The 25,745-nt window shown below is 63.7% G+C and carries 25 protein-coding genes and 1 pseudogene; 14 read left to right on the forward strand and 12 right to left on the reverse strand.

Features of this window, described 5'->3' with window-relative positions; translation table 11 throughout:
- The 3 genes and pseudogenes from FFS21_RS21250 to FFS21_RS21260 all read right to left on the reverse strand — a co-directional run.
- Positions 1-179 (reverse strand): annotated as a pseudogene (locus tag FFS21_RS21250) (IS256 family transposase); the annotation flags it as partial.
- An 82-nt stretch (positions 180-261) separates the two neighbouring features.
- Positions 262-597 (reverse strand): hypothetical protein, encoded by a 336-nt coding sequence (locus FFS21_RS21255; RefSeq protein WP_137926705.1) that lies wholly within the window; start codon positions 595-597, stop codon positions 262-264.
- Entirely contained in the window at positions 563-1,138 is a 576-nt protein-coding gene (locus tag FFS21_RS21260; protein WP_171020463.1) for a hypothetical protein, read from the reverse strand. Before FFS21_RS21260 ends, FFS21_RS21255 begins: the two co-directional genes overlap by 35 nt.
- A 573-nt stretch (positions 1,139-1,711) precedes the next feature.
- Here FFS21_RS21260 and FFS21_RS21265 point away from each other — a divergent pair.
- The 10 genes from FFS21_RS21265 to FFS21_RS21310 all read left to right on the forward strand — a co-directional run bounded on the left by FFS21_RS21265 (position 1,712) and on the right by FFS21_RS21310 (position 13,608).
- Entirely contained in the window at positions 1,712-3,793 is a 2,082-nt protein-coding gene (locus tag FFS21_RS21265; RefSeq protein WP_137926707.1) for a 3-hydroxyacyl-CoA dehydrogenase NAD-binding domain-containing protein, read from the forward strand.
- A gap of 116 nt (positions 3,794-3,909) precedes the next feature.
- Positions 3,910-5,088: an acetyl-CoA C-acyltransferase gene (locus FFS21_RS21270; RefSeq protein WP_137926708.1), complete on the forward strand. Its 1,179-nt coding sequence runs from the start codon at positions 3,910-3,912 to the stop codon at positions 5,086-5,088.
- A 206-nt stretch (positions 5,089-5,294) separates the two neighbouring features.
- On the forward strand, positions 5,295-7,154 hold the full coding sequence (locus tag FFS21_RS21275) for an acyl-CoA dehydrogenase (RefSeq protein ID WP_137926709.1): 1,860 nt from the start codon (positions 5,295-5,297) through the stop codon (positions 7,152-7,154).
- A gap of 22 nt (positions 7,155-7,176) precedes the next feature.
- Positions 7,177-7,959, forward strand: coding sequence for an SDR family oxidoreductase (locus FFS21_RS21280; protein WP_137926710.1), 783 nt, complete (start codon positions 7,177-7,179; stop codon positions 7,957-7,959).
- A gap of 185 nt (positions 7,960-8,144) precedes the next feature.
- Entirely contained in the window at positions 8,145-8,576 is a 432-nt protein-coding gene (locus FFS21_RS21285; protein WP_137926711.1) for a PaaI family thioesterase, read from the forward strand.
- A gap of 57 nt (positions 8,577-8,633) precedes the next feature.
- Positions 8,634-9,647 carry an NADP-dependent oxidoreductase gene (locus FFS21_RS21290; protein ID WP_137926712.1) on the forward strand — a complete coding sequence of 338 codons (1,014 nt, stop codon included), beginning with the start codon at positions 8,634-8,636 and terminating at the stop codon, positions 9,645-9,647.
- Between the two features lie 72 nt (positions 9,648-9,719).
- Positions 9,720-10,562 carry a class II aldolase/adducin family protein gene (locus FFS21_RS21295; protein ID WP_137926713.1) on the forward strand — a complete coding sequence of 281 codons (843 nt, stop codon included), beginning with the start codon at positions 9,720-9,722 and terminating at the stop codon, positions 10,560-10,562.
- Positions 10,563-10,602: 40 nt separating this feature from the next.
- Positions 10,603-11,538, forward strand: a complete 936-nt coding sequence (locus FFS21_RS21300) for a glutathione S-transferase family protein (RefSeq protein ID WP_137926714.1) — start codon at positions 10,603-10,605, stop codon at positions 11,536-11,538.
- Positions 11,539-11,718: 180 nt separating this feature from the next.
- The gene (locus FFS21_RS21305) at positions 11,719-12,621 is read left to right on the forward strand and encodes an SDR family oxidoreductase (protein ID WP_137926715.1); all 903 of its coding nucleotides are present in this window, start codon (positions 11,719-11,721) and stop codon (positions 12,619-12,621) included.
- Between the two features lie 66 nt (positions 12,622-12,687).
- Positions 12,688-13,608 (forward strand): alpha/beta fold hydrolase, encoded by a 921-nt coding sequence (locus FFS21_RS21310; protein ID WP_137926748.1) that lies wholly within the window; start codon positions 12,688-12,690, stop codon positions 13,606-13,608.
- Between the two features lie 15 nt (positions 13,609-13,623).
- On the opposite strand, the gene FFS21_RS21315 is transcribed toward FFS21_RS21310, so the two are convergent.
- Positions 13,624-14,145 (reverse strand): O-acetyl-ADP-ribose deacetylase, encoded by a 522-nt coding sequence (locus FFS21_RS21315; RefSeq protein ID WP_137926716.1) that lies wholly within the window; start codon positions 14,143-14,145, stop codon positions 13,624-13,626.
- Positions 14,146-14,406: 261 nt separating this feature from the next.
- On the opposite strand from FFS21_RS21315, the gene FFS21_RS21320 reads away from it, so the two are divergent.
- The 3 genes from FFS21_RS21320 to FFS21_RS21330 all read left to right on the forward strand — a co-directional run bounded on the left by FFS21_RS21320 (position 14,407) and on the right by FFS21_RS21330 (position 17,029).
- Entirely contained in the window at positions 14,407-15,405 is a 999-nt protein-coding gene (locus FFS21_RS21320; protein WP_137926717.1) for an alpha/beta hydrolase, read from the forward strand.
- 133 nt (positions 15,406-15,538) lie between these two features.
- Positions 15,539-16,522, forward strand: coding sequence for a tripartite tricarboxylate transporter substrate binding protein (locus FFS21_RS21325; protein WP_137926718.1), 984 nt, complete (start codon positions 15,539-15,541; stop codon positions 16,520-16,522).
- Between the two features lie 69 nt (positions 16,523-16,591).
- Positions 16,592-17,029: a YbgC/FadM family acyl-CoA thioesterase gene (locus FFS21_RS21330; protein WP_137926719.1), complete on the forward strand. Its 438-nt coding sequence runs from the start codon at positions 16,592-16,594 to the stop codon at positions 17,027-17,029.
- Positions 17,030-17,114: 85 nt separating this feature from the next.
- Here the strand turns inward: FFS21_RS21330 and denD are convergent, their stop codons facing one another.
- The 7 genes from denD to FFS21_RS21365 form a co-directional block, all read right to left on the reverse strand.
- Entirely contained in the window at positions 17,115-18,086 is a 972-nt protein-coding gene (gene denD, locus FFS21_RS21335; protein WP_137926720.1) for a D-erythronate dehydrogenase, read from the reverse strand.
- 15 nt (positions 18,087-18,101) lie between these two features.
- The gene (otnI, locus tag FFS21_RS21340) at positions 18,102-18,884 is read right to left on the reverse strand and encodes a 2-oxo-tetronate isomerase (RefSeq protein WP_137926721.1); all 783 of its coding nucleotides are present in this window, start codon (positions 18,882-18,884) and stop codon (positions 18,102-18,104) included.
- A 28-nt stretch (positions 18,885-18,912) separates the two neighbouring features.
- Positions 18,913-20,265, reverse strand: a complete 1,353-nt coding sequence (locus FFS21_RS21345) for an MFS transporter (RefSeq protein WP_137926722.1) — start codon at positions 20,263-20,265, stop codon at positions 18,913-18,915.
- Between the two features lie 180 nt (positions 20,266-20,445).
- Positions 20,446-21,084 (reverse strand): 3-oxo-tetronate 4-phosphate decarboxylase, encoded by a 639-nt coding sequence (gene otnC, locus FFS21_RS21350; protein ID WP_137926723.1) that lies wholly within the window; start codon positions 21,082-21,084, stop codon positions 20,446-20,448.
- Entirely contained in the window at positions 21,081-22,352 is a 1,272-nt protein-coding gene (otnK, locus tag FFS21_RS21355; protein ID WP_137926724.1) for a 3-oxo-tetronate kinase, read from the reverse strand. The genes otnC and otnK overlap by 4 nt, the downstream gene beginning before the upstream one ends.
- Before the next feature lie 4 nt (positions 22,353-22,356).
- Complete coding sequence (gene ltnD, locus FFS21_RS21360) at positions 22,357-23,250, reverse strand: L-threonate dehydrogenase (RefSeq protein WP_137926725.1); 894 nt, start codon at positions 23,248-23,250, stop codon at positions 22,357-22,359.
- Positions 23,251-23,283: 33 nt separating this feature from the next.
- The gene (locus tag FFS21_RS21365) at positions 23,284-24,021 is read right to left on the reverse strand and encodes a FadR/GntR family transcriptional regulator (RefSeq protein ID WP_137926726.1); all 738 of its coding nucleotides are present in this window, start codon (positions 24,019-24,021) and stop codon (positions 23,284-23,286) included.
- Positions 24,022-24,209: 188 nt separating this feature from the next.
- Between FFS21_RS21365 and FFS21_RS21370 the strand changes: the two genes are divergently transcribed.
- On the forward strand, positions 24,210-24,644 hold the full coding sequence (locus FFS21_RS21370; RefSeq protein ID WP_137926727.1) for a GNAT family N-acetyltransferase: 435 nt from the start codon (positions 24,210-24,212) through the stop codon (positions 24,642-24,644).
- A gap of 196 nt (positions 24,645-24,840) precedes the next feature.
- Here the strand turns inward: FFS21_RS21370 and FFS21_RS21375 are convergent, their stop codons facing one another.
- Positions 24,841-25,698, reverse strand: coding sequence for an NRDE family protein (locus FFS21_RS21375; protein ID WP_137926728.1), 858 nt, complete (start codon positions 25,696-25,698; stop codon positions 24,841-24,843).
- Positions 25,699-25,745 lie beyond the last annotated feature (47 nt).

Consider the following 25,745-nt stretch of genomic DNA (forward strand, 5'->3'; position numbering starts at 1 on the left):
GGATAGCCCAGGTGATGGCCCAGTTCGGCACCCAGCGCACGCTCGATCAGCGCCTTCTTGAACGCCATGGCCGCATCCTGCACCGCCTCGGCGGTCATCGGGCCTTTGACGAATTGATCAATTAATTCCTTCGGGATGGCGGGCAATTCCCGCAATGGGGCTTTCGGTTTGCGTGGCATACATGCTCCTTAACGACATGTTATGCCCTACACACAAAATTCCTGACAGGCCCGATAGCTAACGCGAAGCGGGCGGCTTTCGTCATGCGGAGAATGGGTTCAACCCCAGCAATCCGTTGACCTTGTCCAGCCACGTCCAGCACTCGAGGCAGTTGGCAAGGTATATCCCCAAAATCGTCAGCGCGAAATACGGTCCGCATAGATACCATCGTGTAGCGTTCAGACGAGACGGCCACGCCATGGATCCGAAAGTCAGCAGCGCGCTGCCCAGATTGGCCACCATAGCACCCGCGAATTCTGGGTAAAGGTCCGACATTAGATGCTCGATCATGCCAAGTGCGTCCAAGCCCGATACGATGCAGATGACGATCCGGGCGGCGACTTCAATAGCAAACGCGAAGTTGGAGGTCTTTGCCATACTTGAGAAAGGTATCAACGAAGTCGGGCATGCTTGACGTCAGGTCGATGCATCCTGCCGATCCGGCGTAACGTCCGCCGTGGATGGAGAAGTTGCTACGACCGAACGTCGAGGTTCCGGCAAATGGTTCTAGCCAGATGCGACGGTTGCCCCAGGCAATTTCACATCCGGGCCACGCACCAGAGATTTTTTTCAGATGGGGAACCTTGCCGAAGTAGCACGCCACCACGTTCCACGCCGGGTAATCTTCTCTGCGCTGCAACTCAGACTGTCTAGCCGTGTAGTACCCCTGCGGAATCGGCCCTTTACTCCAAACATCCTGATACCGCTTGTCCTGAAATCCCCGCGCTCCAGACACCGCAAACCAAGTTCGAGACGCCATGCCGTTCTCGATCCATCGGAGAATCCTGCCGTTGAATTCGAGCTTGGCACGTCGGGCCTCCATGCGCCGAGCCGTCTCATCGAGGCCCAACATCTCGACCATGAGCCGGACATCGGTCGTCCGCGCGACCGGGCCGAACTTCGCGAGATGCGCCTCCATTACCGTTTTCTTTAGACGAGGATCCCTTTCTATTGCCCAGACTAGGGAGTGCGTAACGACTGACATGGTGAGGGCCTTTGCAGACGACAAGAACCCTCGACGATAGACAAGGCCAGTCAGCGTTGTCTTTGCGGACCATCAACCCCAGACTTCTTCAACGATTGGAGGCCGCCCTCCAATGAAAAATGTTCGCAAAGTCGCCAGGCAAACAAAGTGGCGCAAAAGTAACAAAGTCCAGCACCGAAACCAATTCTCTACGGGTTCCCCCTGAGGGATTTGCCGGGTCGGGCGGCTCACCATGAACGCCGGCAAATCCCGGCATGAAGCCTGCGCATGACGGGACTTTCATGGTCGAAAAATGAAATTGAACGACCGTGCTATTTTGTGTATGCTTGACCCGCTTTCAAGCCGGAGGGGCTTGTGGAGCAAGGGATTGCGGACACAAAAACATAGCCGCCGCGATCCTGGCAAGACCGCAGTACGGCAACACCTTTATTCGAGAATTCGAATCCCGAGACAACTGGAGTCCCCAGAGGCAAGGCCCAAGGACTCGCACACACCAAAGGAACTTGTATGACAGCGCAGTATCAGGTTCAGGACGGCGTCGCCGTCATCACGCTCGACAATCCCCCCGTCAATGGCCTGGGTCACAGCACCCGCCTCGGCATCGTCGAAGGCATGACCCGTGCGCTGGACGATGCAGCCGTCAAGGCCATCGTCATCACCGGCGCCGGCAAGGCATTCTCGGGCGGCGCCGATATCCGCGAATTCAATACGCTCAAGGCCACCCAGGAGCCGACGCTCCACTCGGTGATCCGTGTGCTGGAAGCCTCGACCAAGCCGGTCGTCGCTGCGATCCACTCCGTGGCCATGGGCGGTGGCCTGGAACTGGCACTGGGCTGCAACTACCGTGTGGCCGCCAAGGGCGCGCAGATTGCGCTGCCCGAAGTCAAGCTGGGCCTGCTGCCGGGCGCCGGTGGCACGCAACGCTTGCCGCGCCTGATCGGGCTCGAGCACGCGCTGAACATGATCGTGTCCGGCACGGCCATTCCTTCCGAAAAGTTCGCAGGTTCGAAGCTGTTCGACGAAGTCGTTGACGGCGACGTGCTGCCTGCCGCCGTCAAGTTCGCACAGAACGTGGGCGCTGCAAGCGGCCCGCATCCGAAGGTGCGTGACCTGAAGGTGCGCCATGAAAACGCCGAAGGCTTCATCGCTTTCGCTCGCAACACCGTGGCAGCCGTGGCAAAGAACTTCCCGGCGCCGTCGAAGTGCGTGGACGCCGTGGCCGCATCGCTGAAGCCGTTCGAGCAAGGTCTGAAGGAAGAGCGCGAAGGCTTCATGTACCTGGTCGGTACGCCGGAATCGCGCGCGCTGCGCCATGCGTTCTTCGGCGAGCGCGCCGCAAGCAAGATCCCCGATGTGCCGGAAGGCACGCCGGTCCGCAAGATCGAGAAGGTTGCCGTGATCGGCGCCGGCACGATGGGCGGTGGCATCACGATGAACTTCCTGAACGCCGGCATCCCCGTGATCATGCTGGAAACCAAGCAGGAAGCGCTCGACCGTGGCGTCGGCATCATCCGCAAGAACTACGACAACAGCGCCAAGAAGGGCAAGCTGACGGCCGAGAAGGTCGAGCAGCGCATGGGCCTGCTGAGCACCACGCTGTCCTATGACGACATCAAGGATGCCGACCTCGTGATCGAGGCCGTGTTCGAAGAAATGGGCGTCAAGGAAATCGTCTTCAAGAAGCTGGACGAAGTGATGAAGGACGGCGCGATCCTGGCCTCCAACACCTCCACGCTCGACGTGAACAAGATTGCCTCGTTCACGCGTCGTCCGCAGGACGTGGTCGGCATGCACTTCTTCAGCCCGGCCAACGTGATGAAGCTGCTGGAAGTGGTGCGCGGCGAGAAGACCGGCAAGGACGTGCTGGCCACCGTCATGCAGATCGGCAAGAAGATCAAGAAGACGGCCGTGGTCTCGGGCGTCTGCGACGGCTTTATCGGCAACCGCATGATCGAGCAGTACAGCCGCCAGGCCGGCTATCTGCTGGACGAAGGCGCGCTGCCGGAGCAAGTGGACAAGGCGGTCGAGAAGTTTGGCTTTGCCATGGGCCCGTTCCGCATGGGCGACCTCGCTGGTAACGACATCGGCTGGGCCATCCGCAAGCGCCGCGCCGTGGACAAGCCGGACATCCAGTATTCGAAGACCGCCGACCTGCTGTGCGAAATGGGCCGCTTCGGCCAGAAGACCGGCGCGGGCTGGTACGACTACAAGGCGGGCGACCGCAAGCCGTACCCGAACCAGCAGGTCAACGACATGATCGTCGAGCATTCGAAGTCGCTCGGTATCACGCGCCGCAAGATCTCGGACGAGGAAATCGTCGAGCGCCTGGTGTTTGCCCTGGTGAACGAAGGCGCCAAGATCCTGGAGGAGGGCATTGCCTCGAAGGCGTCGGACATCGACATGGTCTACCTGACCGGCTACGGCTTCCCGCTGTTCCGCGGTGGCCCGATGCTCTACGCAGACCAGGTTGGCCTGTTCAACGTGGCCCAGTCGATGAAGCGCTACGCCAAGGGTTACCACGGCGAAGCCTGGACCGTTGCGCCGCTGCTGCAGAAGCTGGCCGACGAAGGCAAGGGCTTCAACGGCTGACAAGCTGAAAAGCTGACTGGCCGATACGCGAAGGGAGGGCAACGATGCCATCCCTTCGCAGACACCGAACATCCCTCCGCTAGACGCAGAGACACAAAGAATCCGAGGAGCAACACATGAACGAGGCAGTCATCGTATCCACCGCGCGCACCGCGCTGGCCAAGAGCTGGAAGGGCGCTTTCAACATGACGCACGGCGCCACGCTGGGCGGCCATGCGGTGCAGCACGCCATTTCCCGCGCCAAGATCGACGGCGGCGAAGTGGAAGACGTGCTGATGGGCTGTGCCAACCCCGAAGGCGCCACCGGCGCCAACATCGCGCGCCAGATTGCCCTGCGCGCCGGCTGCCCGGTCACCGTGCCTGGCGCCACCGTCAACCGCTTCTGCTCGTCCGGCCTGCAGACCATCGCCATGGCCGCGCAGCGCGTGATCGCCGATGAAGGCGACATCTTCGTGGCAGGCGGTGTGGAATCCATCTCGTGCGTGCAGCAGGAAATGAACCGCCACATGATTCAGGAAAGCTGGCTCAACAAGAACAAGCCGGAAATCTACTGGAGCATGCTGCAAACCGCCGAGAACGTAGCCAAGCGCTACAACATCTCGAAGGATCGCCAGGACGAGTACGGCGTGCAGAGCCAGCTGCGTGCCGCAGCCGCCCTGGAAGCCGGCAAGTTCAAGGACGAGATCGTGCCGATGACGGTGCTGGCTGGCGTGGCTGACAAGGCCACCGGTCAACTGCTGACGAAGGAAGTCACGATCGACGCCGATGAAGGCATTCGCGCCGACACCACCCTGGAAGGCGTCTCGAAGATCCGCACGGCCATGCCGGGTGGCGTGATCACGGCCGGCAACGCATCGCAATTCTCGGACGGCGCTTCGGCAGCCGTGGTGATGAATGCACGCGTGGCCGCTGCCAAGGGTCTGCAACCGCTGGGCGTGTTCCGCGGCTTTGCCGTGGCAGGCTGCGAGCCGGACGAAATGGGTATCGGCCCGGTGTTCGCGGTGCCAAAGCTGCTCAAGAAGGCTGGCCTCAAGGTCGACGATATCGGCCTGTGGGAACTGAACGAAGCCTTTGCCGTGCAGGTGCTGTACTGCGCCGACAAGCTGGGCATTCCGATGGACCGCCTGAACGTCAACGGCGGCGCCATCGCCGTGGGCCACCCGTACGGTGTGTCGGGCGCGCGTCTGGTTGGCCACGCGCTGATCGAAGGCAAGCGTCGCGGCGTCAAGTACGTCGTGGTGACGATGTGCATCGGCGGCGGCCAAGGTGCGGCTGGGCTGTTCGAGGTGCTGTAAGGCATTTCGACTGCTTCTTGTTGTCGTTGTTGTTTCCCCTCTCCCTCCGGGAGAGGGGCAGGGGAGAGGGAACGAGGTTCTGCTTGCCGGTTTGTGGCAATTTGAACCGCTGCCCCTCTCCCCCAACCCCTCTCCCGCTGGGCGGGAGAGGGGAGCTAAGCCAGCTATACACTTCCTTCTCGTTTCAGCCCGGAGCTTCGCATTCCATGTCGCTGATCCTTTCCCGTCGTGATCTCAATTTCGTGCTGTACGAATGGCTCGATGCCGAGTCACTGACGCAGATTCCCCGTTTTGCAGACCATTCGCGCGAGACCTTCGATGCCGCGCTCGATACCTGCGAAAAAATCGCCACCGACCTGTTCGCGCCGCACAACAAGAAAAGCGATGCGCACGAACCGCATTTCGATGGCGAGACCGTTACGATCATTCCTGAGGTCAAGGTCGCGCTGAAGGCGTTCTGCGAGGCTGGCCTCATGGCCGCCGGCCAGGATTACGACTACGGCGGCATGCAGTTGCCGGTCACCCTGGAAAAGGCGGCGTTTGCCTATTTCAAGGCCGCCAACGTTGGCACCAGCTCGTATCCGTTCCTGACGATCGGCAACTCGAACCTGTTGTTGACGCACGGCACTCCGGCGCAGATCGACACCTTTGTGCGTCCCGAACTGGAAGGCCGCTTCTTCGGCACGATGTGCCTGTCGGAGCCGCAGGCGGGTTCGTCGCTGTCCGATGTCGCGACGCGCGCCGACTATGAAGGCGAATCGCCACTGGGCCAGCAATACCGCCTGCGCGGCAACAAGATGTGGATCTCGGCCGGCGAGCACGAACTGTCGGAGAACATCGTCCATCTGGTACTGGCAAAGATCCCCGGCCCCGATGGCAAGCTGATTCCGGGCGTGAAGGGCATCTCGCTCTTTATCGTGCCGAAGTATCTGGTCAATGCCGATGGTTCGCTGGGCGAGCACAACGACGTGGTGCTGGCTGGCCTGAACCACAAGATGGGCTATCGCGGCACCACCAACTGCCTGCTGAACTTCGGCGAGGGCATGAAGTATCAGCCGGGCGGCAAGGCCGGTGCGATTGGCTACCTCGTAGGCGAGCCGCACAAGGGCCTGGCCTGCATGTTCCACATGATGAACGAGGCGCGCATCGGCGTGGGCCTGGGCGCCGTGGCGCTTGGCTACACCGGCTACCTCCATTCGCTCGACTACGCGCGCAACCGTCCGCAAGGGCGGCCGGTCGGCCCGCAAGGCAAGGACCCGGCTTCGCCGCAAGTCCGATTGGTCGAGCACGCCGACGTTCGCCGTATGCTGCTGGCGCAGAAGAGCTATGTCGAAGGCGGCCTCGCGCTGAACCTGTATTGCGCCCGGCTCGTGGACGACGAGCACGCGGCCAAGGCGGCGGGCGATGCAGCAAAGCATCGCGAAATGTCGCTGCTGCTCGACATCCTGACGCCGATTGCCAAGAGCTGGCCGTCGCAGTGGTGCCTTGAAGCCAACAACCTCGCCATCCAGGTACATGGCGGGTATGGCTACACGCGCGAATACAACGTCGAACAGTTCTATCGCGACAACCGCCTGAATCCGATCCACGAAGGCACGCATGGTATCCAGGGCCTGGACCTGCTGGGCCGCAAGGTCGTGATGCAGGACGGAGCAGCGTTCCAGTTGCTGGGCCAACGGGTGCAAGACACCTGCGCGCGAGCGCTCGGTACGGGCGATGCCACGCTGGCCGAACAGGCGAAGGCGCTGGGTGCGGCGGCCAGTCGGTTGGCCGAGGTCACGCGCGAACTATGGGCGGCGGGCGATCCGAACGTGACGCTGGCCAATGCTTCCGTGTACCTCGAAGCCTTCGGGCACGTGGTCGTGTCGTGGATCTGGCTGGAACAGGCGCTGGTCGCACAGGCCGCGCTGGCGTCGGCGCAGGGCGACGATATCGATTTCTATCGCGGCAAGTTGGCGGCAGCGGCGTACTTCTTCCGCTTCGAACTGCCGAAGGTGTATCCGCAGTTCGACCTGCTCGCCTCGCTGGACCGGACCACGCTGGATATGCAGGACAGCTGGTTCTAAAAAACTAGAACGGGAGACAACCATGAGAACCATCCAGCAACTGTTTGACCTCAAGGGCCGCACCGCGCTGATCACCGGCGGTTCGCGCGGCCTGGGGCTTCAGATTGCCGAGGCGCTCGGCGAGCAGGGCGCGCGCGTGGTGCTGTCGGCGCGCAAGGCTGACGAACTGGAATCGGCGCAGGCGCATTTAAAGTCGCGAGGCATCGATGCCTCGTTCATCGCTGCCGATGCTGCACGCGATGACGAGATCGCCCGGCTGGCCGATGAAGCACTGGCCCGGCTCGGCCACGTGGACATCCTCGTCAACAATGCCGGTGCCACGTGGGGCGCCCCGGCCGAAGACCATCCGGTCGAAGCCTGGGACAAGGTGATGAACCTGAATATCCGCGGGCTGTTCCTGCTGTCGCAGACAATCGGCAAGCAGTCGATGATCCCGCGCCGCCACGGCCGCATCATCAACGTGGCGTCGATTGCAGGGCTGGCCGGCAACCCGCCGGGCACGATGGAAACGATTGCCTACAACACGTCGAAGGGCGCCGTGATCAACTTCACGCGCACGCTGGCGGCGGAATGGGGCGAGCACAACATCACCGTCAACGCGTTGGCGCCGGGCTTCTTCCCGTCGAAGATGACGCGCGGCTCGCTGGAACGCATCGGCGTGGACAAGATGTGCGAAGGCGTGCCACTGCGCCGCCTGGGCGATGACGAAGATCTAAAGGGTGCGGCGCTGCTGTTTGCTTCGGATGCAGGCAAGCACATTACGGGGCAGGTGCTGGCGGTGGATGGAGGCGTGAGCGCTGTGTAACCGTTGCCCTTGGTTTGCTCCCCTCTCCCGTAAAACGGGAGAGGGGCAGGGGGAGAGGGTCGGAGGTTCAAGCCACGACTTGTGGTGTTAGAACCGCTGGCCCTCTCCCCCAACCCCTCTCCCGCAGGCGGGAGAGGGGAGCCAACCAGAGGCATAATGCAAGCCAATTTTCAGTTCAGCCCCAAATGACCCAATGCCCCCTCACCATCCCATTCCTCGCCGATATGGGCGTCCTCTGTAACTACATGGAGGATGGCCGCAGCGAGATCGAACTCGAGGTGCAGCAACGGCACCAGAACAGCTGGGACATGGCCCACGGCGGCGTGCTCATGACGCTGCTGGATGTCGCCATGGCCATTGCTGGCCGCTCGTCCGATCCGGATGGACGCGGCGTGGTCACCATCGAAATGAAAACGAGCTTTATGGCGCCGGGACGCGGCAAGATGACCGCGCGCGGGCAAGTCGTGCATCGCACTTCGACGATGGTGTTCTGCGAAGGCGAGATTGTCGATGCCGATGGAAAGATCGTTTCCAAGGCATCCGGTACGTTCAAGTTCATCAAGCGTATGCCGCCCAAACGCGAGAGCGGGGCGGCCGATTCGGGCGCGGACGGTTGATTCCGGCGCGCCCTGTTCAAACTTAGACCGACCTCCCACCGAGTGAAGGAAACGAATATGTCGAACCAAACCTACAAGCGTATCGTCCTGGCCTCGCGCCCCACCGCAGCCGTCACCCCCGACAACTTCCGCCTGGAAGACGTGCCCGTGCCCGAACTGGCCGATGGTCAGGTGCTGGTGCGCAACCATTTCCTGTCGCTGGACCCGTATATGCGCGGCCGCATGGGTGAAGGCAAGTCCTACGCCGACCCGCAGCCGCTTGATGAAGTGATGATCGGTGGCACCGTGGGTGAAGTCATTGCCAGCAAGAATCCGAAGTGGAACGTGGGCGACAAGGTCGTCGGCATGTTCGGTTGGCAGGAGATCGGCGTCACCGATGGCGGTGGCATGCAGAAGGTGGATACCACGCATATTCCGCTGTCGGCCTATCTCGGTTCGGTCGGTATGCCCGGCGTGACGGCATGGTACGGCCTGAACAAGATCATCGCGCCGAAGGCTGGCGAGACCATCGTGGTCAGCGCCGCATCGGGTGCCGTGGGTAGCGTGGTGGGTCAGCTCGCCAAGCTGGCAGGCTGCTATGTGGTGGGTGTGGCCGGCGGCAAGGACAAGTGCGACTACGTGACGAAGGAGCTGGGCTTCGATGCCTGCATCGACTACAAGGCCGCCAAGGATGCCAAGGAACTGTACGGCATGCTCAAGGCGGTGACGCCGAAGGGTGTGGATGGCTACTTCGAGAACGTCGGCGGCGACATCCTCGATGTGGTGCTGGCTCGCCTGAACCCGTTCGCACGCATCGCGGTATGCGGCCTGATCGCTGGCTATGACGGCCAGGACATGCCGATCCGCAACCCGCGCGCCATTCTGGTCTCGCGCTGCAAGATCGAAGGCTTCATCGTGTCCGAGCACATGGAAGTGTGGCCGCAGGCGCTGAAGGAACTGGGCGGCTATGTGGCCCAAGGCAAGATCAAATTCCGCGAGAGCGTGGCCGAAGGGCTGGCCAGTGCGCCGGAAGCCTTTATCGGCCTGCTCAAGGGCAAGAACTTCGGCAAGCAGCTTGTGAAACTGTCGTAAATCGCAAAGCCACAAAGCCATCCGGGAAAGACGCCTCGCAAAGGGGCGCACCCCACTCACAGGAGACAGCCCATGAACGCACCGCAAGCGCCCGCAGACCGTGACGAGATCGCGTCCGGTCTGTCCGAAGAGGTCAAGGCCCGTTATCGCATGCTGCCACGCCCGCCCAGGTTCGAGACGGCGGCGGAAGAGCGGCTGCATCGCAAGCAGCGGCTGGCGGCGTCGTTCCGGCTGTTCTCCAAGTTTGGTTTCGACGAAGGGGTGGCCGGTCATATCACGGCTCGCGACCCCGAGTTCACGGATACCTTCTGGGTCAATCCGTTCGGTGTGCATTTCAGTCAGGTCAATGTTTCGAACCTGATTCGCTGCGATCACCACGGCAATGTGGTGGAGGGCGACTACCCCGTTAACGCAGCGGCCTTCGCGATTCATTCGCGCATCCATCAGACACGCGAAGATGCCGTGGCGGCGGCGCACTCCCACAGCACCTATGGGCGGGCATGGTCCACGCTCGGTCGCAAGCTCGACCCGCTGACGCAGGATGTCTGCGCGTTCTACGACGACCACGCGCTCTATGACGATTTCGGCGGCGTGGTGGTGGAACTGGACGAAGGCCAGCGCATTGCGAACGCCCTTGGTTCCAACAAGGCAGCCATCCTGCAGAACCATGGCCTGCTGACAGTGGGCAAGACAGTGGACGAAGCCGCTTGGTGGTTCATCACGATGGAGCGCTCCTGCCAGGTGCAGATCCTGGCCGAATCGGCTGCTGCACGCACTGGTCAGGCGCCGAAGACGATCAGTGACGCAGCGGCGCGCCAGTCGTATTCCATCGTCGGCACAGCGCAGGCCGGATGGTTCCAGTTCCAGCCGTTATACGCACGTATTGTTAAGGAACAGCCGGATTTGCTCGATTAACAGGGGTAGACCCTTTTAATCACTCCCTGGAGAGGAATGGATGCCTGACATCATCCTGCATCAATACGCAACTTCGCCGTTTTCCGAGAAAGTCCGCCTGGTGCTGGGCGCCAAGGGCTTGTCATGGTGCGCGGTGGAGATTCCGCCGATCATGCCCAAGCCCGACGTGACGGCGCTGACTGGCGGTTATCGGCGTACCCCGGTCATGCAGATCGGGGCAGACATCTACTGCGATACCGCACTGATTTGCGATGTGCTCGACCGGTTGGCGCCCCAGCCGCCGCTGTATCCGGCCTTCCAGGCCGCGCAGGCGCGCATGACGGCAGCGTGGATCGACAGCGCGCTGTTCACGGCATCGGTCACGTACACGATGCAACCGGCTGGCGTGCAGGTGATGCTGGCCCACTTGAGCCCCGGGCAGATCCAGGCGTTCATGGCCGACCGCAAGGCGATGCGTGGCGACACCAATGCGCTGCGCATGCCGCTGCCCGAAGCCGCTGCGATGCTCCACGAGACCTTTGCCCGGCTGCAGACCCAGTTTGCGGCTGGCGTGCAGCACGTGGCTGGCCCGGAGTTGTCGATTGCGGATTTCTCGCTGTTCCACTGCATCTGGTTTATCCGGCGGGCTACGCCGCTGGCGGCAGTGCTCGATGGCTATCCGCTGGTCAAGACGTGGTTCACGCGGATGCAGGCATACGGACACGGCAAGCTGCGCGTGATTCCGTCCGAATCCGCGCTGGCCGATGCGTATGACCACGATCCACTGCCGCATGACACGACGATCCTGCCCGGCAGCGGCTTCTCCGCAGGCGACGCCGTGACCGTGACGCCCACCGACTACGCGAAGGACCCCGTCGCTGGCGTGCTGCTGACGCTGACGGAACACGTGGTGACGATCCGCCGCCAGGATTCCCGGGCCGGGGCGGTGAATGTTCATTTTCCTAGGCAGGGGTATTGGGTGCAGGCGGCAGTCTGAGCATCACCGACCCCGTTGGTTTTTCCCTCTCCCTATGGGAGAGGGGCAGGGGAGAGGGCAAGCGGTTCAAATTCCGATAAGTCGGCAAGCAGAGCCGCTGGCCCTCTCCCCCAACCCCTCTCCCGCGCGCGGGAGAGGGGAGCAAACAAACACAAAACAAAACACATCGACGGAGACACCATGAACCAGTTCGAAGGCAAGGTTGCAGTGATCACCGGTGGAGCATCGGGGTTTGGCAAGGAGTTCGCGAAGATCGGTGCGCAACGTGGCATGAAGCTTGTGCTGGCCGATGTTCAGGAAGACGCGCTCGATTCCACCGTGGCCGAGTTCAAGGCCCAGGGCGCGCAGGTGATCGGACTGCGTGCTGATGTGTCGAAGGCTGCCGAGGTGCAAGCGTTGGCCGATGCGGCGATGACAGCCTTTGGCGAGGTCAACCTCGTTTTCAACAATGCTGGCGTCGGTGCGGGCGGACTGGTCTGGGAGAACACCGAGAAAGATTGGGAGTGGGTGCTCGGCGTGAACCTGTATGGCGTGGTGCACGGCGTGCGGATTTTCACGCCGTTGATGCTGGAGGCCGCGAAGAAGGACCCCTCGTTCCAGGGCCATATCGTCAACACGGCATCGATGGCCGGACTGCTGAACCCGCCAGCGATGGGCGTCTACAACGTGTCGAAGCATGCCGTGGTGGCGCTGACGGAAACGCTTTATCAAGACCTGAGCCTGGTCACCGAACAGGTGCGCTGCTCGGTGCTGTGCCCGTACTTCGTGCCGACCGGCATCAGCCAGTCGCACCGCAATCGTCCCGCGGGGCTTGCCAACGACGCACCGCCCACGCGTTCGCAGATGGTGTCGCAAGCGCTGTCGGACAAGGCAGTGGGTTCGGGCAAGGTCTCCGCGGCCGATGTGGCGCAGCTCACGTTCGACGCCATCCGCAACGAAAGCTTCTATATTTATTCCCACCCGCAGGCCCTTGCCACGGTTCGCCAGCGCATGGAGGACATCGTCAACCAGCGCAATCCGGGCGATCCGTTCGGTGACAAGTCAGAAGTTCGCGCCAGCCTGGTTGCCGCGCTGCGCGGCTGACCTGGTCACGTTCTTGCATAGCCTTTCGGGAGATCCGCGATGACGGAAGCGAAGAGGGAGACCATGATGACCGCGCCTGCCGTGATTCATCACCTGCAGTTCGCCAACCTGCCCAATGGCACGCGGCTGCATTACGGTAGCGCAGGCGAGCCGGGCAAGCCGCTGATCCTGTTCGTGCATGGTTTTCCCGAATTCTGGTACGCCTGGGAGCGCCAGCTTGCCGAGTTCGGTCAGACACATTTTGCGGTGGCGCCTGACCTGCGCGGCTTCAACCTGTCGAGCAAGCCGGCCGAGCCTGAGGCCTATCGGCCCAAGCTGCTCGTCGAAGACCTCGTGCAGTTCATCCGCGTGCTGGGTTACGAGACATGCGTAATCGTGGCGCATGACTGGGGCGGCGCGGTGTGCTGGAATCTTGCGGCGCAGCATCCCGAGCTGATCGAGCGCTTCGTCATCATCAATTCGCCACATCCGTATCTGTTCGCGCGCGCGTTGTCGGCTGATCCGGCGCAGCAGCAGGCATCGGCCTATATGAACTGGCTGCGCAAGCCCGGTTCAGAGCAGGCGCTGGCCGCCAACGAGTTTGCATTGCTGGAGAAAATGCTGACTGGCGAGGCTGGCGCGCTGCCCGCGTGGTTCTCGGGCGATACGCGCGTGCGCTATCACGGGGCGTGGTCCGAACCCGGCGACAACGGCTCGCATTCGCTGACCGGCGGAGTGAACTATTACCGCGCCACGCCGATGCATCCGCCCGCCAAGGGCGAGACCGCGCCCGATATCTCGCGGCTGGACCCGGCCATGTTCGTCGTCCGGGTGCCAACGCTGGTGATCTGGGGCGAGAACGACCGCGCGCTGCCGAAGACGCTGGTGGATGGTCTGGACGCGTTCGTGCCCGACATGCGGCTCGAACGCATTCCCGAAGGCACGCACTGGGTCATCCATGAGCAGCCCGAGCGGATCAACCTGCTGATCCGCAGCGCGCTGCCCTGAACGAAGACTTCCGTTCTACCGCAGCCGATCGCGGTAGAGCTTGAAGTTCTCGTCGTCGAAGCAGACGAACGTGACCTGTTCGATGGTGGGCGCCTTGGCCAGTGCCTCCCGGACCGCAGCAATGGCGATGTCCACGGCCCGCTCGCGCGGGAATCCATAGACACCGGTGCTGATGTTCGGGAAGGCCACCGTGCGCAGGTTGTGTTCGGCGGCCAGCCGGATGCTGCTCCGGTAGGCACTCGCCAGTTGTGCATCCTCGTTCTGTCCGCCCCCGTGCCACACCGGACCCACGGCATGAATGACATAGGGTGCCGGCAACAGGCCACCCGTGGTGATCACCGCCTCCCCGGTGGGACATCCGCCTTGCTTGTCGCGCAGCGCACGGCACGCCGCCATGATCGACGGGCCGCCCGCACCATGGATCGCGCCGTCCACACCGCCTCCGCCCAGCAAGCCATTGTTGGCCGCGTTGACAATGGCATCGACTTCCATCCGCGTGATATCGCCGTGCACAACCTGCAAGTGTTCGCCCGTCATGGTGTCTCCTGGGTCATGGGATTGTGTTCCAAGCATAGGCGGCAAACGCCGCTTATGACATGGCCGATGATCGCGCAAAAGGTGGAGCAACCGGCTCGCCAAGGGTTATTTCGTAATGCTGCGTAGCGGAAACGCTGGCATGATATGGAAATCGAACGACCGTTCACAAATGGTCGTTCACATTTTGAACGCCGTACTGGTGCGCCCCCGGTCGGCATTCGGGTCTAACATGCCCGCGTGCCCCGACTTCGATTGCTTCCGATGTCCGCTCAGCCCTCTCCGTCCGTTCCCGGCTTGCCCGACCAGCCGCTCGACCCGCAAGTTGCGCAGTTGCTGGAATTGGTCGCGCGCGCCAAACGCCCGGCCATCCATACGATGGAGCCCGCTGACGCGAAGATCGGCTACGAGAAGAGCGCGCTGATTCTGGATATCCCGCCGGCCGCCGTGCATGGCGTGGAGAATTTCACGATTCCCGCGCGCGACGGCTACGGCATCCCGGTGCGGCTTTATGCGCCGCGCGAAGCCAGTTGGGCCGATCCGCTGCCGCTGCTGGTGTATTTCCACGGTGGCGGCTTCACGGTCGGCAGCATCAATTCGCACGATCCGCTGTGCCGCATGCTCTGCAACGATGCCGACTGCCTGGTGCTGTCGGTGGACTACCGGCTCGGGCCCGACTGGAAGTTTCCGACGGCGGCCCAGGACGCGTTCGACGTCCTCCACTGGGTCTTTGCCGAAGCAGCCAAGCTGGGTGCCGATCCGGCGCGCATCGCACTCGGTGGAGATAGCGCGGGTGGCACGCTCGCGGCAGCCTGCGCCATCGAGGCGCGCAACACCGGCCTGGAACCCGTGCTGCAACTGCTGATCTATCCCGGCACCAGTGCGAGGCAGGACACCCCATCGAATCGTGCATTGGCCGATGGCTACCTGCTGACGGCGGACATGATCCAGTGGTTTTTCGGCCAGTACCTCGACCGCGATGAGAGCCGCGACGACTGGCGCTTTGCGCCGCTCGACGGTGGCGGGCAGGGCGCCGATGTGCGTGGCGTGTGTCCGGCCTGGATCGCCGTGGCCGGCTACGACCCGCTGCACGACGAGGGCGTGGCCTATGCGGCCAAGCTCCAGGCAGCCGGAGTCAAGGCCACGCTGGCCGACTACCCGACCATGATTCACGATTTTTTCAAGCTCGGACGTTTCATTCACGCTGTTGCGGGTGCGCATGCCGATGCCGTTGCCGCATTGCGGGAGGCGTTCGACAGCTAACGACCACGCAGTCCAGCACAACGCGCCCGACCCCACACAACAACACCGGGGCGAGCCTGCAACTGTTTATCGCTTTATCGGTTTGATCGAAGTCGCAACAGTGCATTTTTGCAGCAGAAGGAGACAAAGACTCATGCAACGCCGCCAATTCATGGCCCAGATGGGCCTGATCGCCGCCACCGCCGCGATCGCAACCGCCGCCGTGCCGGCATACGCCCAGGCGGACAAGTTCCCGACCAAGCCGATCCGCCTCGTGATCGGCTACACCGCGGGCGGTTCCACCGACATTCCGTTCCGCGTGCTGGCTGAAAACGCCTCGAAGATCCTGGGCCAGCCCGTGATCGTCGAGAACAAGCCCGGCGCTGGTGGCGTGCTGCCCGCCCAGATGATGCAGGCCACGCCGCCCGACGGCTACACGCTGGCGCAGGTCGCCATGCCTGTCTACCGTCTGCCGTACACGCAAAAGATCAACTGGGACCCGGTCAAGGACCTCAGCTACGTGATCAACCTGGCTGGCTACTCGTTCGGCCTGGTCGTGCCGGCCGATTCGCCGATCAAGACGATGCAGGATTACATCGCCTACGCCAAGGCCAACCCGGGCAAGCTGACGTATGGCTCGCCGGGCTCGATGACCACGCTGCACCTGACCATGGAAGACCTGGCACTGCGCCAGGGCGTGCAGTTCTCGCACATTCCGTACAAGGGCAACTCGGAATCGATGCAGGCTCTGCTGGGCGGCCACGTGATGTCCGTGGCGGACACCCCGGCCTGGGCGCAGTACGTGGAGACCGGCAAGCTGCGTCTGCTGTCGACCTGGGGCGACAAGCGCTCGGCGCGTTTCCCGAACGTGCCGACGCTCAAGGAACTGGGCATGGGCATCGTGCAGACTTCGCCGTTCGGCCTCGTGGCGCCCAAGGGCACCGACCCGGCCATCGTCAAGAAGCTGCATGACGCCTTCAAGCAAGCCATGGAGATGCCGAACTACCGCGAATCGCTTGCCAAGTTCGATATGGAGCCGTACTACATGAGCACCAGCCAGTACGCCGCGTTTGCCGCGGACACGGTCAAGCGCGAGCGCGCGATCATCGAGAAACTGGGCCTGGCCAAGCCGCAGTAAGCCAAGCCGATCACGGGGCGCTCCTGACGAGAACAGGGCGCCCCGTTTTTCATGGGGAGCGCCAAACCGATGGCCAAAGAGGATTTTCGCCACAGCGTGCCGCTGCGCGTGCGCTGGTCAGAAGTCGATCCACAATCAATCGTCTTCAACGCCCATTACCTGACGTATTGCGATATCTGCGTGACCGAGTATTGGCGCGCGGTGGGCATCCGTTATCCGGAAGACGTGCTGCACGCGCATGGGGTGGACATCTTTGTGGTCAAGTCCACGCTGGAGTATCACGCCTCGGCACGCTTCGACGATGAGTTGGAGATCCGTGGACGCATGGCGCGGCTGGGCCGGTCGAGCATGCTGTTCCGCGTGGAGATGTACCGCGGTGACGAGCACCTGATCACCGGCGAGATCGTGTACGTCTGCGCCGATCCGACGACGCAGAAATCGGCACCGATTCCGGGAGAGGTGAGGGAGAAGATCGGGGGGTGGGAGGTGGTGGTGCCGGCTTCTTGAAAGACCCCGACCCCTGTTGGTTTTCTCCCCTCTCCCGCAAGCGGGAGAGGGGAGCAAACCACCAGAGGGGAGAACACCAAGGGGTCTAGATAGACACCCCCACATCCTCCGCATACCCCCGAATCACATCATCAAAGCTCGCATCGCTTTCGAACCCCAGCGCCACCGCGCGTGACACATCCCACGCGGCCGGCCAGGTCCCGACGATCTTCTCGACACGTTCTTCACGGTTCCACGTGACCCGATCCGCCACGGCATCGCCCGCCACGCGACGCAGTGCCTCCACCATTTGCGCAGCCGTCACCGACAACCCCGGCAGGTTCACCACACGACGATTGCCGAAGCGTTCGCCGTCGAGTTCGATACCGTTGACTAGCGCCTGAATGGCACCGCGCGGCGACAGCAGCCACAGTGACGTGGCCGGGTCCACCGGGCAGTTCGCTGCCTCGCCCGAGAGCGGTTCGCGGATGATGCCACTGGCGAACGACGACGCCGCCGCATTGGGCTTGCCCGGGCGCACGCTGATGGTCGGCAACCGCAGCACGCGGCCATCAACAAAACCGCGCCGGCTGTAGTCCGTCAGCAGCAGCTCGCCAATCGCCTTCTGCACGCCATACGACGATTGCGGATTCAGCGCGGTATCGTCCTGCACTACGGCCGGCAGCTTGCCGCCATAGACGGCCACCGAACTCGTGAACACCACGCGCGGCGCATGGCCCAGCGTGCGGCAGGTTTCGAGCAGGGCGCGCGAGGCGTCCAGGTTCACGCGCATGCCCAGGTCGAAATCGGCCTCGGCTTGCCCGCTGACCACGGCGGCCAGGTGGAAGATCGCACCAGTCTCGCGGTCGATGGCTTGCGCCAGCACGGCCGGATCCGACAGGTCGCCGGTGACCACGCGCACGCGCGCATCGTCGATCTGCGGCGCCACCACGTCCAGCAGCGTGAGCTGGTCGATGGTGACGGCCTTGCCGCCGAGGTTCAGCGTGCCGCGCTTGAGCAGCAGGCGGGCCAACTGCAGGCCCAGGAAGCCGGCGCCGCCGGTAATCAGTACTTTCATTGCAACGTCCAGGTCTTATCGATTCAGGTAAGGCTTCAACCAGCCCAGGCCTTCCGACGTGCCAGCGCGGGGCCGGTACTCGCAGCCGATCCAGCCCGTGTAGCCAAGCTGGTCGATCACGTCAAACAGGTAGGGGTAGTTCAGTTCGCCGAGGCTCGGCTCGTGCCGCTCGGGCACGCCCGCGATCTGGATATGACCGATGCCGGCAAAGTCGCGCTGCAGCTTCTTGGCGATATCGCCTTCCATGATCTGGCAGTGGTAGCAGTCGAACTGCACCTTGAGATTCGCGGCGCCCACTTGCTGGCAGATGGTCTGGCCGTCGCCCTGCAGGTTCAGGAAGTAACCCGGCATGTCACGTGTGTTGATCGGCTCGATCAGCACAGTCACGCCGTGCGCGGCAGCCGAGGCTGCGGCGTAGGCCAGGTTTTCGAGATAGACCGCGCGGCAACGGGCGCGATCCGCATCGGCGGGCACCAGTCCTGCCATGACGTGGATGCGGTCGTTGCCGATCACCGAGGCGTATTCCAGCGCCTTGGCAAAGCCCGTGCGGAACTCGGCCTCGCGGCCCGGCAGGGCGGCCGTGCCGCGTTCGCCAGCGGCCCAGTCTCCGGGCGGCGCGTTGAACAGCGCCTGGGTCAGGCCATGGTCGTCGAGCCGCTTGCGGATCTCGGCGGCGGGATGATCGTACGGGAACAGGTACTCGACGGCCTGGAAGCCATCCTTCGCGGCAGCGCCGAAGCGGTCCAGGAAGTCGTGCTCCGTGTACATCATCGAGAGGTTCGCGGCAAAGCGCGGCATGTCGGCTCCTTGTATCGGAAGATCGGGATCAGCGATTGACCATCTTGGCCGGCGTCAGCCAGACCAGCAGGGCGCCTACCATCAGGATCGCGGAAAGCACATACATCGGCAGTTGCGTGCTCTGGGTCATGTCCTTGAGTGCACCCACCATGTACGGCGACACGAATCCGGCCAGGTTACCCACCGAGTTGACCACGGCGATGCCCGATGCGGCGGCAATGCCGCTCATGAAGGCGGTAGGCAGCGACCAGAACAGCGGTGCGCAGGTCAGTACGCCAGCGGCGGCCAGCGACAGCGCCGCGATGGCCACCGTCGTATTGTGGGTGAACGAGGCGGCGATGGCAAAGCCCGTGGCGCCCATCAGCGCAGGCACGATCAGGTGCCAGCGACGTTCGCGGCGTGCATCGGCACTGTGGCCCAGGATGTTCATCACCACGATGGCGCAGAGGAACGGAATCGCGGACAGCAAACCGATGTTGAGGTTGCCGGTGACGCCGCTGGCCTTGACCAGTGTCGGCATCCAGAACGTCAGCGCGTACTGGCCGGTCACAAAGCAGAAGTAGATCAGGCACATCCACCACACGCGACGGTCGCTGAACACGGCACCCAGCGAATGCACGTCGCGGCCACCAGCCGTTGCGGCAGCGGCCTTGGCGGCGCGCTCGTCTTCCTCGATATTGCGCTTGAGCACACGCTTCTCGTCGTTGTCGAGCCAGGGCGCCTTGTCGATACCGTCACGCAGTACGAACACGGTCACGATGCCGATGGCCAGCGCAGGCAGTGCCTCGATGAAGAACATCCACTGCCAGCCGGCCCAGCCGTGCGTGCCGTTGAACGCGTCCATGATCCAGCCGGACAACGGGTTGCCGAACATGCCAGCCACCGGGATGCCCGACATGAACAGCGCGATCATCTTGGCGCGGCGGTGCGACGGATACCAGTACGTCAGGTACAGGATCACGCCCGGGTAGAAGCCCGCTTCGGCCAGGCCGAGCAGGAAGCGCATGACGTAGAACTGCGTCGGCGTCTGCACGAACACGAACGCCGCCGAGATGATGCCCCACGTGATCATGATCCGCGCAATCCAGATACGCGCGCCGATGCGGTGCATCAGCAGGTTGCTGGGCACCTCGAACAGAAAGTAGCCGATGAAGAACAGGCCGGCGCCCAGGCCGAACACGGTCTCGGAGAATTGCAGGTCCTGCGCCATCTGCAACTTGGCAAAGCCCACGTTTACGCGATCGAGATAAGCGATCACGTAGCAGAGCATCAGGAACGGCATGATGCGCCAGAACACCTTGTTGTAGGCGCGTTTCTCGACGGTGCTGTCGGCGTCTAGCCGAGCGTCGGCAGTCCCCGCCGCGGGGTTGGATGCGGTCATTGGAAGTCTCCTTGGATTTGAACCGGTCGGTGTTCTCCCTCTCCCGCAGGGCGGGAGAGGGTCGGGGAGAGGGCAGGGCGTTGTTATTCGATGTCGCCAGACCGGGCGCTTGCCCTCTCCCCCAGCCCCTCTCCCGCCAAAGCGGGAGAGGGGAGCAAAACTAGGCGTGGGATTTCACCTTCACCACTTCACCTTGAACGTATCCCTTAGCTCCACCAGCGCCTGCTCATCGAGCGGCGCCGGCTTGTCGCGCAGCATCATCCACAGCTTGGCGGTTTCTTCGAGCTCTTCGAGCGCGTAGGCCGCGCGGGACACGCTGCCCTCCCACACCACCGGGCCCAGGCGCGCCAGCAGCACGCCGCGCACCTCGCGGGCAAGCTGCGCCACACGGGCGGCCACGGCGGGGTCGCCGGGGCGGTGGTAGGGGATCAGCGGGATATGGCCCACCTTCATCACGTAGTACGGCGTGATAGGCGGCAGCACGTCGTCCGGCTGCCAGACACCGGCCAGCGTCAGCGCGACGAGGTTGGTGGAGTGCGTATGGACCACGCCATGCGCATCGGGGTTGTTGTCGTACACGCAGCGATGCAGCGTCAGCGTCTTCGATGGCTTGTCGCCGGACACCCAGCTTCCATCGGTCGCCACCTTGGCCACAGCCGCCGGATCGAGCGTGCCAAGGCAGGCGTCGGTCGGCGTGATCAACCAGCCGTCGTCGAGCCGCGCGCTGATATTGCCTGCCGAGCCCACCGTGTAGCCGCGCTGGTACAGGCTCGCGCCGACGCGGCAGATCTCTTCGCGCAGTGCGCTTTCCTGGCTCATCGTGCTGCTCCCAGCGCATTAAGGGCTTCGTCGAAGAAGTTCTCGCCGCCGAAGTTGCCGGATTTCAGCGCCAGCGCCAGCGGGTCATCGCCCAGCGTCACTGTGGCCGGCACACCGGGCGCGATCTGGCGGCCGATGCGCAGCGACTGCACGCCGAGCGCCTGCACCACTGCGCCCGAGGTCTCGCCACCGGCCACCACGAAGCGCCGCGTGCCGCGTGCCTTCAGGCCCGCCGCTACCGCAGCCAGCGCGTGCTCAACCAGTTCACCGGCACGCGCTACGCCCAGTTCGGCCTGCACGGCTTTCACTTCCTCGGGCTGTGCGGTGGCGTAGATCAGCACGGGTTCGTTGTGGGATGCAGCAAAGGCCAGCGCCTCGTCGGCCACGGCTTCGCCGCGTGCCAGACGCAGCGGATCGATACGCAGGGCGGGGCGGTTTTGCGCGATCCAGTGCGCAACCTGTCCATTGGTGGCGCGCGACGCGCTACCTGCCAGCACCACGCCAGGACCATCGACCGCCGGCACCTCGGCAGCGTTGTCGCGTTGCGGCAGCAGTCCGGCGCGACGGAAGTTCTCGGGGAGGCCCAGCGCAATGCCCGAGCCGCCCGTGATCAGCGGCAGCGCGGCGCAGCCTTCGCCCAGCGCGAACAGATCGGCATCGGAGACCGCATCGGCAATCGCGAGCTTCACGCCTTCGGCGCGCAGGGCGTCGATGCGTGCGCGCACGGCTTCCGGTCCCTTGCCAACGGTGTCGTGACGCAGCAGTCCCACCTTGGACTGGCTCTGGCGCTGCAGTACGCGCACGAGGTTGGCATCGGTCATCGGCGTCAGCGGATGATGTTCCATGCCCGATTCGTTGAGCAGTGCATCGCCCACGAACAGATGGCCGCGGAAGATCGTGCGGCCGTTCTCGGGGAAGGCGGGGCAGGCGATGGTGAAGTCGCTGCCCAGCGCACCCAGCAGCGCCTCGGCCACGGGTCCGATATTGCCGGCGTCGGTGGAGTCGAACGTCGAGCAGTACTTGAACACGAACTGGCGGCAGCCTTGGGCGCGCAGCCATTCGAGCGCGGCCAGCGACTGGGCCACGGCGTCATCGGCGGAAATCGTGCGCGATTTCAGCGCCACGACCACGGCATCGGCCTCGACAGTGCCCACCGGCACGCCGATGGTCTGCACGGTGCGCATGCCGTTGCGGACCAGCGTGTTGGCGAGGTCGGTGGCGCCGGTGAAATCGTCGGCGATGCAGCCAAGCAAAGGTCGGTTGCTCATGCTGTTACTCCTTCGCCTTCGGCAACTCGATGCCCGGGAAAATCTTGATCACGGCAGAGTCGTCTTCACCACCATGGCCGGCCGTGGACGCCATCATGAACATCTGGTGCGCGGCAGCCGACAGCGGCAACGGGAATTTGCTGGTGCGGGCGGTGTCCAGCACCATGCCCAGGTCCTTGACGAAGATGTCCACCGCCGACAGCGGCGTGTAGTCGCCCGACAGGATGTGGGGCACGCGGTTCTCGAACATCCACGAGTTGCCCGCGCTGTGCGTGATCACGTCGTAGAGCGCGTCCGGGTCCACGCCCTCGCGCATGCCCAGCGCCATGGCTTCGGCGGCGGCGGCGATATGCACGCCCGCCAGCAACTGGTTGATGATCTTGACCTTGGAGCCCGCGCCGTGGGCATCGCCCAGGCGGTACACCTTGCCTGCGATGGCGGCCAGCACGGCCTCGGCCTTGGCGTAGGCTTCGGCGGGCCCCGACGTCATCATCGTCATTTCGCCGCTGGCGGCACGCGCGGCGCCACCTGACACCGGCGCGTCGATCATCAGCAGTTCCTTTTCGGCCAGCCGCTTGCCGAGCGTCTCGGCAAAACCGGGCGGCACAGTGGCGCAGGCCATCACGAGCTTGCCCTCGGACATCGCCGGCACCGCACCCTGTTCGCCGAACAGCACGGCCTCGGTCTGCGCCGCGTTGACCACGAGCGTGATCACGATATCGCAGCGTCGGCCCACCTCGGCCGGGCTCACGCACGGCACGCCGCCGGCATCGGCAAAGCGCTGCAGCACGTCGGCACGCAGATCGTAGGCGTGGGTCTTGAAGCCTGCGCGCAGCAGCGACTGCGCCACGCCATTGCCCATCGCGCCCAAGCCGATGACGCCAATGTTCTTGGACATCGAAATTCTCCTAAACCTGATGTGTATGGATGACTAGTGCGACGGGCTGACGGGCAGGTCGATGCCTTCGTCGTCGCCGAGTTGCGAGAGCCGGCGCGCCGCGTTGTACATGTGGTTCTGCGCCGCGTTGCGTGCGGCATCGGGGTCGCCCGCGCGGATGGCGGCGGCAATGGCCTGGTGTTCCTCGCGCACCTGACGCGAGAAATCGGCACGGCGCGCCTCGTTGGTACGGGTCACGCGCGTGGCGGTTTCCAGGTACTGGCTCAGGAAGGCCAGCGTCTTGAGGAAATACGGGTTGCCGGTGGCTTCGGCAATGGCACGGTGGAAGGCCACGTCGGCGGCAACGCCGTCGCCGCCTTCGGCCACTTCGGTGTCGATGCGTGCCAGCGCGGCGTCGATGCCGGCCATCGCAGCATCGCTGCGGCGGCGCGCCGCCTGGGCGGCGACCTCGGCCTCGATCGAACGGCGCAGTTCCACGATCTGCAGCACCGCTTCCAGCGTATCGACATCGGTGTAATCAATGCGCAGTGGCCGGATGCCAGCCTGATCGGTCACGAACACGCCGCTGCCCTGGCGAGATTCCACCAACCCCTCGTACTTGAGCCGGGCAATGGCCTCGCGGATCACGGTGCGGCTGACGCCGAACTCTTCGGACAGCACGGCCTCGGTAGGCAGCTTGGCACCCCGGGCAAAGGTGCCGCCCTGGATCTTGTCGAGCAGTTGCTCGGCCACGCTGTCAGTCAGCGCGCGAGCAGGAATCTTCTGGAACATGGCATCGCATCATCAGGTAGTCAGGTCATCATACAAATTTCACGCAACGATGGTAGGCGGGGTTATCCCTGATACGGTGCATTGACTGGCCGATAATCGCACCAATGCTCGCAGTCTGTGCGCGCGCATTGGCGACCTGCCGGGCGTATGATTGCGCCTCTCTTCAGACATTCCGCTACGAGTCATCCATGTCCGTTACTACTGCCCCAGTCCTGGTCTGCCAATGGGATGAAGCCCGCGAGCGCGCCCGCGCCATCCGCTACAGCGTCTTCGTGGAAGAGCAGGGCGTACCGGTGGAACTGGAATGGGATGACATGGACGAGCCAAGCTGGCACGCCCTGGCGTTCGCCGCCGACGGCACCCCGGTCGCTACGGGCCGCCTGCTACCCGACGGACACATCGGCCGCATGGCCGTGCTCAAGGTGGCGCGCGGCACCGGCATGGGCGCCCGGGTTCTGGACGCACTGATGGCGAAGGCCGCCGAACTCGGCTATGCGGAGCTGATCCTCAACGCGCAGACGCATGCGGCGCCGTTTTATGCGCGCGTGGGTTTCGAGCAGGTTGGGGCGGAATTCGAGGAAGCGGGGATTCCGCATGTGGAGATGCGGAAGCAGGTGGGGTGACTTAAGTTTGCGCGATACCGCTATCCGTTTACCGCTATCCGTTGCTATGCGCTCCCCTCTCCCGCGCAGCGGGAGAGGGGTCGGGGGAGAGGGTCAGCAGTGAAAATTGCGACAGGTCGGCAAGCAGGACCGCCGGCCCTCTCCCCCAGCCCCTCTCCCACTTTGTGGGAGAGGGGAGTGAACCCCAAGGGTAGTTCTAGCGCGGCGCAGGCACCGTCCCTGTATCCCGCGTCACATTCAGCCGGCCCTGATACGACACCTCGCCGGTCTTCCCCTCTGCATCGAAACTCCGCTCGACATAATCGAATCGTCCGTCATGCCGTACGCGCAGCACGGTGCTGGCGCGCGTGCCGTAATGCGGGGAGCGGATGAACGATGACGACAGCAGCTTCTCCCACTCCGGCGCCACGCCGGTGCTCGGTAGTTCCCAGTCCGGCGCCTGTTTCTCGTCGGCGAGCATCTGCAGGTAGGGTTCGGCGTCCGAGCCGAACTGGCCACGGTCGGCGGCCAGGACTTCGCACAGCGCGCCGACGCGGCTGCGGACCTTGGGCCATGGCGTGTCGAGCAGTGCGTTGGACAATCCGTAGAGGCCCGGTTTCAGCTTCTGCGGCTGGCGTGTCTTCGAGCGGTTGCTGTACCACCAGAGGTCGTGCAAATCGCTGGCCAGCAGGTTGAACCCGTTGTAGGCGCCATGGGCGCCGGCCAGTTCGTGGAGGTACTCGTCCGGGGTCTGCTCGCCGCGCAGGAAATGCGCGACGAGTTCGCCGCGCGAGCGGGCATCGGTACGTTTTTCGGAGGGGGCGCGGTAGTTGGTCAGCGCGGCGAAACGCGCGCGCGAATCGCCGGGCCATTCGGACGAGGCGGCGTTGGCCACGCCCATCCAGGTGCCCGCATCGCCGATCACCTCGGCCAGGTCGCGGCCAGCCAGCACCTCGGGGGCATCCTGCCACCAGTGCGCGGCCGCCGCGGGGCGGGCATAGAACTCGTCACGGTTGCCGGCCACCACCAGGGCATAGTCCGGGTGCGATTGCCAGGCCACCAGAATCAGGCACATGTCGCTTCCTTTGCTTCTCTTGCTGCTTCACTACAGTGACTGCAGTG

It is taken from the genome of Cupriavidus sp. 2SB (genome assembly GCF_005503625.1).
GTDB lineage: Bacteria > Pseudomonadota > Gammaproteobacteria > Burkholderiales > Burkholderiaceae > Cupriavidus.

Excerpts from the sequence above, each read along its gene's own strand:
- FFS21_RS21255 (WP_137926705.1), bottom strand. The coding sequence starts at position 597 with ATGGCAAAGACCTCCAACTTCGCGTTTGCTATTGAAGTCGCCGCCCGG.
- FFS21_RS21260 (WP_171020463.1), bottom strand. The coding sequence starts at position 1,138 with ATGGAGGCGCATCTCGCGAAGTTCGGCCCGGTCGCGCGGACGACCGAT.
- FFS21_RS21265 (WP_137926707.1), top strand. The coding sequence starts at position 1,712 with ATGACAGCGCAGTATCAGGTTCAGGACGGCGTCGCCGTCATCACGCTC.
- FFS21_RS21270 (WP_137926708.1), top strand. The coding sequence starts at position 3,910 with ATGAACGAGGCAGTCATCGTATCCACCGCGCGCACCGCGCTGGCCAAG.
- FFS21_RS21275 (WP_137926709.1), top strand. The coding sequence starts at position 5,295 with ATGTCGCTGATCCTTTCCCGTCGTGATCTCAATTTCGTGCTGTACGAA.
- FFS21_RS21280 (WP_137926710.1), top strand. The coding sequence starts at position 7,177 with ATGAGAACCATCCAGCAACTGTTTGACCTCAAGGGCCGCACCGCGCTG.
- FFS21_RS21285 (WP_137926711.1), top strand. The coding sequence starts at position 8,145 with ATGACCCAATGCCCCCTCACCATCCCATTCCTCGCCGATATGGGCGTC.
- FFS21_RS21290 (WP_137926712.1), top strand. The coding sequence starts at position 8,634 with ATGTCGAACCAAACCTACAAGCGTATCGTCCTGGCCTCGCGCCCCACC.
- FFS21_RS21295 (WP_137926713.1), top strand. The coding sequence starts at position 9,720 with ATGAACGCACCGCAAGCGCCCGCAGACCGTGACGAGATCGCGTCCGGT.
- FFS21_RS21300 (WP_137926714.1), top strand. The coding sequence starts at position 10,603 with ATGCCTGACATCATCCTGCATCAATACGCAACTTCGCCGTTTTCCGAG.
- FFS21_RS21305 (WP_137926715.1), top strand. The coding sequence starts at position 11,719 with ATGAACCAGTTCGAAGGCAAGGTTGCAGTGATCACCGGTGGAGCATCG.
- FFS21_RS21310 (WP_137926748.1), top strand. The coding sequence starts at position 12,688 with ATGACCGCGCCTGCCGTGATTCATCACCTGCAGTTCGCCAACCTGCCC.
- FFS21_RS21315 (WP_137926716.1), bottom strand. The coding sequence starts at position 14,145 with ATGACGGGCGAACACTTGCAGGTTGTGCACGGCGATATCACGCGGATG.
- FFS21_RS21320 (WP_137926717.1), top strand. The coding sequence starts at position 14,407 with ATGTCCGCTCAGCCCTCTCCGTCCGTTCCCGGCTTGCCCGACCAGCCG.
- FFS21_RS21325 (WP_137926718.1), top strand. The coding sequence starts at position 15,539 with ATGCAACGCCGCCAATTCATGGCCCAGATGGGCCTGATCGCCGCCACC.
- FFS21_RS21330 (WP_137926719.1), top strand. The coding sequence starts at position 16,592 with ATGGCCAAAGAGGATTTTCGCCACAGCGTGCCGCTGCGCGTGCGCTGG.
- denD (WP_137926720.1), bottom strand. The coding sequence starts at position 18,086 with ATGAAAGTACTGATTACCGGCGGCGCCGGCTTCCTGGGCCTGCAGTTG.
- otnI (WP_137926721.1), bottom strand. The coding sequence starts at position 18,884 with ATGCCGCGCTTTGCCGCGAACCTCTCGATGATGTACACGGAGCACGAC.
- FFS21_RS21345 (WP_137926722.1), bottom strand. The coding sequence starts at position 20,265 with ATGACCGCATCCAACCCCGCGGCGGGGACTGCCGACGCTCGGCTAGAC.
- otnC (WP_137926723.1), bottom strand. The coding sequence starts at position 21,084 with ATGAGCCAGGAAAGCGCACTGCGCGAAGAGATCTGCCGCGTCGGCGCG.
- otnK (WP_137926724.1), bottom strand. The coding sequence starts at position 22,352 with ATGAGCAACCGACCTTTGCTTGGCTGCATCGCCGACGATTTCACCGGC.
- ltnD (WP_137926725.1), bottom strand. The coding sequence starts at position 23,250 with ATGTCCAAGAACATTGGCGTCATCGGCTTGGGCGCGATGGGCAATGGC.
- FFS21_RS21365 (WP_137926726.1), bottom strand. The coding sequence starts at position 24,021 with ATGTTCCAGAAGATTCCTGCTCGCGCGCTGACTGACAGCGTGGCCGAG.
- FFS21_RS21370 (WP_137926727.1), top strand. The coding sequence starts at position 24,210 with ATGTCCGTTACTACTGCCCCAGTCCTGGTCTGCCAATGGGATGAAGCC.
- FFS21_RS21375 (WP_137926728.1), bottom strand. The coding sequence starts at position 25,698 with ATGTGCCTGATTCTGGTGGCCTGGCAATCGCACCCGGACTATGCCCTG.